This window comes from Desertihabitans aurantiacus (assembly GCF_003344635.1).
Classification (GTDB): Bacteria; Actinomycetota; Actinomycetes; order Propionibacteriales; family Propionibacteriaceae; genus Desertihabitans; species Desertihabitans aurantiacus.
Map to the genome: position 1 here is coordinate 1 of NZ_QPKK01000215.1, position 6,641 is coordinate 6,641.

General features: G+C 72.1%; 6 protein-coding genes. All 6 read left to right on the plus strand.

The window, feature by feature from the left end:
* On the plus strand, positions 1–284 hold a 284-nt coding region (locus tag DVA66_RS15230), incomplete at its 5' end, for a hypothetical protein (protein ID WP_157974038.1).
* Positions 281–1,456, plus strand: a complete 1,176-nt coding sequence (locus tag DVA66_RS15235) for a TRAFAC clade GTPase domain-containing protein (protein WP_114560849.1) — start codon at positions 281–283, stop codon at positions 1,454–1,456. The genes DVA66_RS15230 and DVA66_RS15235, both read left to right, overlap by 4 nt.
* Before the next feature lie 295 nt (positions 1,457–1,751).
* Positions 1,752–3,554 carry an ABC transporter substrate-binding protein gene (locus tag DVA66_RS15240; protein ID WP_114560850.1) on the plus strand — a complete coding sequence of 601 codons (1,803 nt, stop codon included), beginning with the start codon at positions 1,752–1,754 and terminating at the stop codon, positions 3,552–3,554.
* 21 nt (positions 3,555–3,575) lie between these two features.
* Positions 3,576–4,589: an ABC transporter permease gene (locus DVA66_RS15245; RefSeq protein ID WP_114560851.1), complete on the plus strand. Its 1,014-nt coding sequence runs from the start codon at positions 3,576–3,578 to the stop codon at positions 4,587–4,589.
* Complete coding sequence (locus tag DVA66_RS15250; protein ID WP_114560852.1) at positions 4,589–5,512, plus strand: ABC transporter permease; 924 nt, start codon at positions 4,589–4,591, stop codon at positions 5,510–5,512. The genes DVA66_RS15245 and DVA66_RS15250 overlap by 1 nt, the downstream gene beginning before the upstream one ends.
* A complete protein-coding gene (locus DVA66_RS15255; protein ID WP_114560853.1) occupies positions 5,509–6,591 on the plus strand; it encodes an ABC transporter ATP-binding protein in 1,083 nt (360 codons plus the stop codon). Before DVA66_RS15250 ends, DVA66_RS15255 begins: the two co-directional genes overlap by 4 nt.
* Positions 6,592–6,641 lie beyond the last annotated feature (50 nt).

Consider the following 6,641-nt stretch of genomic DNA (forward strand, 5'->3'; position numbering starts at 1 on the left):
CGGTGGCCGGTGCCGCCGCGGCCGACGCGCCCGGGCACCTGGGGTGGTGGGTCTCCGACGCGCCCGCGCCGCAGGTCCGGACGTCCCGGGTGGCCGGGTCGGTGGTGCTCACCCGCGGCCCGGCGCCCGCCCTGGTGGCCCGGCCGGGCTCCGCCCTGGTCGAGGTGGTGCTGGAGGACCCGCTGGCCGGCGTCCCGGTGGCCGTCGGCCCGTCCGCGGTGGACGCGCTGGCCCGCTTCGGCGTCGACGTCGTCGCGCTGCAGCAGCCGGGGGTGGGCCGGTGAGCAAGTGCCCGATGTGCTTCTTCGCCATCCCCGAGGACGTCGCCTCCTACGCCTGCCGGGCGTGCCCGCCGGAGCACAACCAGCGTCAGGCCGCCTGCGCCGGGCTGACCTCGGTGACCTGGCCGGTGGTGACCGAGCTGGTCCGCGACCGCCAGCAGTCCGGGGTCTTCTCCCGGCGCTGGCCGCCGACCTCGGTGGCCTGCCACCAGTGCCAGCGGCCCGCCACCGAGCAGGTGTGCCCGACCTGCCACTACCTGCTGCCCGAGGACTGGCGCGACAGCGACACCCTGTGCGTCGCACTGGCCGGGGCCCGCAACACCGGCAAGTCGCTCTACCTCGGGGTGGCGGTGCAGCAGCTCGGGCTGATGCTGCAGAGCCAGGGGGTGGCGCTGCAGCACGGCACCGTCTTCTCCCAGCAGAGCTACGAGCGGCACTACGAGGAGCCGCTGTTCTCGATCCGGCAGATGCCCCAGGCCACCCCGCGGGCCCAGACCGAGGACGCCGCCCAGCGGCACCCGCTCGTGCTCAGCCTCGGCACCCGGCACCGCCGCCGGCGCTACCTGGTGCTGCGCGACGCCGCGGGGGAGGAGCTGCAGAACCCGCCGGAGCGGGCGCTGCACCTGTCCTACTTCGACCGGGCCGACGCCGTCCTGTTCATGTTCGACCCGGCCGCCGACCCGGCGATCGCCGCGCTGCTGCCCGACGTGGTGCAGCGCGGGGTGGACCAGGGCAGCGCGGCGCGGGTGCTGGCCAACGTGCTGCGGCTCAGCGGGGAGCACCGTCCGCCGGTCGGGGTGGTGGTGTCGAAGTTCGACCTGCTGCAGCGGCTGACCCGGGTGGAGGCGCCGCAGTGGCAGGCGATCATGGGCAACGCCGGCGCGGCGATGCAGCGCGACCCCGGCGTGGAGGTGATGGCCTACCAGCGCGACGACGCCGAGCTGCTCAGTGCCGAGGTGCACTCGCTGCTCACCGCGATGCGGGCCCGCGACGTCATCAACCAGCTCGCCAACCCGCACGACGGACGGCTGCGGACCAGCCAGTTCTTCGCCGTCTCCGCCCTCGGCGCCTCCGCGGTGGACTCCGGCGTGCACCCGCACGGGATCGCCAGCTTCCGCTGCCTGGACCCGCTGCGCTGGGCGCTGGCCCAGGCCGACCTGGTCGACGTCGCCTGACCGGCGGGGGTCATTGACAGCACCGCGGTTCGGTGGTGGAGTCGGGCCAACTCGTGACGACGACGTCGGGAGCAGGGAGCGACCACCGCGTGGCCGCCGACCTCGCCGTCGTCCGGGCGGGGGCCGGAGGTCGGCGGATCGAGAAGGATTCCATGACGCAACCTGGGAGTCGGTGCAACGACGCACCGTGCCACCTCGGGGTCGTCACCCGACCACGTCCGGCCCTCAGCACGCCACCCACCACCGGTCGCGCGGCTGACACGCCCGCGCGCACCCCTCTGAGGACGGACGACACATGTCAGACCTGATCGACGACCCGCAGGTGCGGGTGGATGCAGCCGGTGCCTTCGTGCCCACGCGGCGACGGTTCCTCACCATGGCCGGGATCACCGCCGGCGCCCTCGCGGTCGGCGTCGGCGGAACCGCCTGCGGCACCGCCCAGACCGGCGGCGGCGGGGCCACCGGCCGCAGCGGCGCCGCCGGCGACACCTTCTTCGTGGCCGGCTTCCAGTGGGGCGCACCGACCAGCTTCAACCCGTTGAGCGCCTCGCCCGCCTGGCCCACCGGCGGTGACCAGAGCCAGCTGATCTACGAGACCCTGCTCCGGTTCAACCTGCTGGACGGCTCCCTGACCCCCGGTCTCGGTCGTGAGCTGCAGGAGTCGGACCGGACCTTCACCGTGCCGCTGCAGGAGGGGACCACCTGGAGCGACGGCACCGAGCTGACCGCCGACGACGTCGTGTTCACCTTCGAGATCGCCCGGGACAACGCGCTGTCCTACTCCACGATCTGGGAGTACATCGACTCGGTGGAGGCCACCGACGCGCGCACCGTGGTGTTCACCGCCAAGGAGGAGCCCTTCAACCCGGGCAACATCCGGGCCGCCATCGCCGAGACCTACATCCTGCCCCAGCACCTGTGGGAGGGGTTCGCCGAGGACGGCTCGCTGCTGGAGCAGACCAACATGGACCCGGTCGGCTCCGGGCCGTTCCTGCTCGACCACTCCGACCAGCAGCAGATCGCGCTGACCCGCCACGACGGCTACTGGGGCGCCGCCGCCTTCGGCACCCCGCCGATGACCGCGATCAACCACCCCATCTTCAAGGCCAACCAGGACGGCGACCTCAAGCTGGCCAGCGGCGAGATCGACGCCAGCCAGCAGTTCACCTCCCAGATCTGGAAGATGTGGGAGGACCAGCAGCGCCCGGTCGGCACCTGGCTGAAGGAGGCCCCGTACCACCTGCCGGGCAACATCCCGCTGCTGATCTTCAACACCACCAAGCCCGGCCTGGACAACCCCCAGGTGCGCCGGGCCATCGCCTACTCCATCGACTTCGCCAACATCGCCCAGACGGCGATGTCGAGCTACTCCGACACCGTCAGCGCCTCGCTGGTGCTGCCCACCGGCTTCGAGAGCGCCTACTTCGACCAGGCCGCGGTGGAGTCCGAGGGCTGGACCCACGACCCGGAGCGGGCCCGGGCGATCCTGGAGGACGAGCTCGGCGCGGAGAAGGGCGACGACGGCATCTACGTGCTGCCCGACGGCACCAAGCTCGGCGGCTGGAAGGTGATCTGCCCCAGCGGGTGGAGCGACTGGAACACCGCGCTGGAGATCGTGGCCAACAACGCCACCGCGGCCGGGATCGGGATCCAGACCGAGTTCCCGCAGGCGCCGCAGGTCACCCAGGCCGAGCAGAACGGCGACTTCGACCTCTGCATGAACACCTACGCGGGGGTGTCGCCGGCGAGCCCGTGGGCCCGGTTCCGCGACGCCCTGGACAGCCGCGGGCTGCCCGACGTCGGCGAGCAGGCCTACCGCAACTACGGGCGCTACCACAACGAGGAGGTGGGGGCGCTGCTCGACACCGCCGGTGCGGGCACCGACGAGGCCGCCACGGCCGCGGCCTACGCCGAGCTGGACGCGATCGTGCGCGCCGACGTCCCGGTGGTGCCGCTGATGTACCGCCCGCTGGAGTTCTACGAGTTCAACAGCAGCACCTGGACCAACTTCCCGACCAGCGACAACCCCTACGCCCCGCCGATGTGGCAGGGCGCCGGCATCCAGTGGTTGTTCCAGCTGGAGAAGGCCCAGGCCTGACGCCCGGACGGGAGGACTCCGATGCCACCACTCGCCCGCTACCTGCTGCGCAGGACCCTCTGGCTGCTGGTCACCTTCCTCGCGGCGATGCTGCTCGTCTTCGTGCTGGTGCGTCTGGTGCCCGGCAACCCGGTGGACGCCATCGTCGCCCAGATGACCCGGGGCGGAGGCGGTAGCGGTGAGCAGGTCGAGGCGATCTACGACAACTACATGCGCGAGTTCGGGCTCGACCAGCCGATCTGGCAGCAGTTCCTGGTCTTCGTCCAGAACGTGCTGCAGGGCGACCTGGGCACCTCCTTCGCCCAGTACCCGGCCTCGGTGAACTCGATGATCGCCCAGGCCCTGCCCTGGAGCGTGGCCATCCAGCTGCCGGCCATCATCGTCGGCTGGGTGGTCGGCAACGCGCTCGGGGCGATCGCGGCCTTCCGCGGCGGCTGGTTCGACAAGGGGGCCTTCCTCGGCTCGATCTTCGCCACCTCGGTGCCGTACTACTGCCTGGCGATCATCCTGCTCTTCGTGGTGGCGGTGCGTATGCAGGCGCTGCCTGCCGGCGGTGGCTACTCCTTCGGGCTCTCCCCGGAGGCCACGCTGGCCTTCTTCGGCGACGCGATCACCTACTTCTGGCTGCCGTTCTGGTCGCTGGTGGTCGTCTTCATCGGCGGGCAGGCGGTCGGGATGCGCTCGATGGCGATCTACGAGCTGGGCTCGGACTACGTCAACTACGCCCGCGGCCTGGGCATCAGCGACAACCGGATCACCCGCTACATCTTCCGCAACGCGATGCTGCCCCAGCTGACCGGGCTGGCGCTGTCGATCGGGGCGATGATCGGCGGCGCCCTGGTCACCGAGCTGGTGTTCAACTACCCGGGCCTGGGCACGCTGCTGTTCACCGCGATCAGCGCCAACGACTACCCGGTGATCCAGGCGATCGTGCTGCTCATCACCATCGCGGTGCTGGTGGCCAACTTCCTGGTGGACGTGCTCAACGGCCTGATCGACCCGCGCATCCGCGCGGCACAGGGAGGAGACCGCTGATGAGGGGTGCCAACCTCAGCCCCCGGTTCTGGGTGGCCTCGACCATGATCGTGCTGCTGGTGCTGGTGGCCGTCCTCGGACCGCTGGTGGTCGCCACCGGCCCCCGCGAGGTGATCGGCGGGCTCTACGACCGGCCCAGCACCGAGAGCCTCGCGCTGGTGCTCGGCACCGACAACCAGGGCCAGAGCGTGCTGGCCAACCTGGTGCACGGGCTGCGCACCTCGCTGCTGGTCGGGCTGCTGGCCGGGGCGATCGCGACCGTGATCGGGCTCGTGCTCGGGCTCATCGCCGGCTTCCAGGGCGGGCTGGTCGACGACATCATCAACGCCGTCACCAACATCGCGCTGGCGATCCCCACGATCGTGGTGATCATCCTGCTCGGTGTGGCGCTGGGGTCGAGGTCGTCGGTGGCGCTGGCGGTGATCATCGGGGTGACCGCCTGGCCGTGGCTGGCCCGGGCCGTCCGGGCGCAGTCCAGCAGCATCCGCGCCCGCGAGCACATCGAGGTGGCCCGGCTGTCGGGGGCGCGCTGGGTCAGCATCCTCGGCTGGGACGTGCTGCCCTACCTGCTGAGCTACGTGGTGATGGCTTTCGTGCTGCAGTGCTCGGGGGCGATCCTGGCCGAGGCGACGCTGAGCCTGCTCGGGCTGGGCCCCTCGGGCAGCACCTCCATCGGCACGATGCTCTACTGGGCCCAGGTCTGGGGCTCGGTGCGGGTGGGCGCGCTGTGGGCCTTCCTGCCCCCGACGATCGTGCTCACCCTCATCTCGTTCTCGCTGCTGCTGCTGAACTCCGCCGGCGACGAGCTGTTCAACCCGCGTCTGCGCAAGGGTCGCCGGGCGCGTCGTCGCGGCCGGGCCGAGGGGCTGGTCACGCCGACCGTCGCCGACCCGGTCGCCCGTCCCGGAGGAGCCGCACGATGACGAGGTTGCTCGACGCCCGGAACCTGCGCGCCGCCTACCGCACCCCCGACGGCCGGCTGGTGCGTGCCGTGGACGACGTGACACTGCACGTCGACGAGGGCGAGGTGCTCGGGGTGGCGGGGGAGTCCGGCTCCGGCAAGTCCACCCTGGGCGCGGTCCTCTCCCTCAACGTCCGGGCCCCGCTGGAGGTCGAGTCCGGTGAGCTGGACGTCGAGGGCAAGCGGCAGGATTTCGGCGCCTCGGCCCGGATCCCGCGGACCTGGCGCGGATCGGTGGTCTCCTTGCTGCCGCAGGGCGCGATGAACTCGATCAGCCCGACGATGCGGGTCCGCGAGCTCTGCTTCGACGTCATCCGGGCCCATGACCGGCGCGCCCGCTACGCCGAGTCGATGGACCGGGTGCGGGAGCGGCTCACCGACCTGGGGCTGCCGCCGCGGGTGCTGGACGCCTACCCCCACCAGCTGTCGGGGGGTATGAAGCAGCGGGTGGTGACGGTCATCTCGACGCTGCTGAACCCGCGGCTGCTGATCGCCGACGAGCCGACCTCCGCCCTTGACGTCTCGTCCCAGCGGGCGCTGATGGACATGCTCAAGGAGATGCTGTCGGCGGGGATCATGGGCGGGGTCATCTTCATCACCCACGACCTGCCGGTGCTGCGGGCGGTGAGCGACCGGATCGCGGTGATGTACGCGGGCAAGGTGGTGGAGGTGGCCGACGCCGCCGACCTCGCCGAGCGGCCGCGCCACCCCTACTCGGCCGCGCTGCTGGCCTCGGTGCTGGTGCCCGAGCCGCGCTACCGGACCCTGCGGGTCACGGGCATCCCCGGTGCGCCGCCGAGCCTGGCCGACCCGCCGAGCGGGTGCCGGTTCCACCCCCGCTGCGAGCTGGTGATGGCGCAGTGCCGGACCCAGGCGCCACCGGTCGTCGGCACCGAGCTGCGCCACTCCGCCTGCTTCTGGGCCGCCGAGCACCCCGGTGAGCCGGTGCCGGTGGGCTCGGCCACCCGCAGCAGCGCCCCCGACCCGGCGCCCGACCCGGTGTCCGAGCCGGCGCCCGATCCCGCGGGGAGCACCCGGTGACGGCCCCGGCGACGCCGGCGCGGCCGGTCCGCGAGGGGGGCCGGGAGCTC

Coding starts and splice junctions, on each gene's coding strand:
- DVA66_RS15240 (WP_114560850.1), top strand. CDS start 1,752: ATGTCAGACCTGATCGACGACCCGCAGGTGCGGGTGGATGCAGCCGGT.
- DVA66_RS15245 (WP_114560851.1), top strand. CDS start 3,576: ATGCCACCACTCGCCCGCTACCTGCTGCGCAGGACCCTCTGGCTGCTG.
- DVA66_RS15250 (WP_114560852.1), top strand. CDS start 4,589: ATGAGGGGTGCCAACCTCAGCCCCCGGTTCTGGGTGGCCTCGACCATG.
- DVA66_RS15255 (WP_114560853.1), top strand. CDS start 5,509: ATGACGAGGTTGCTCGACGCCCGGAACCTGCGCGCCGCCTACCGCACC.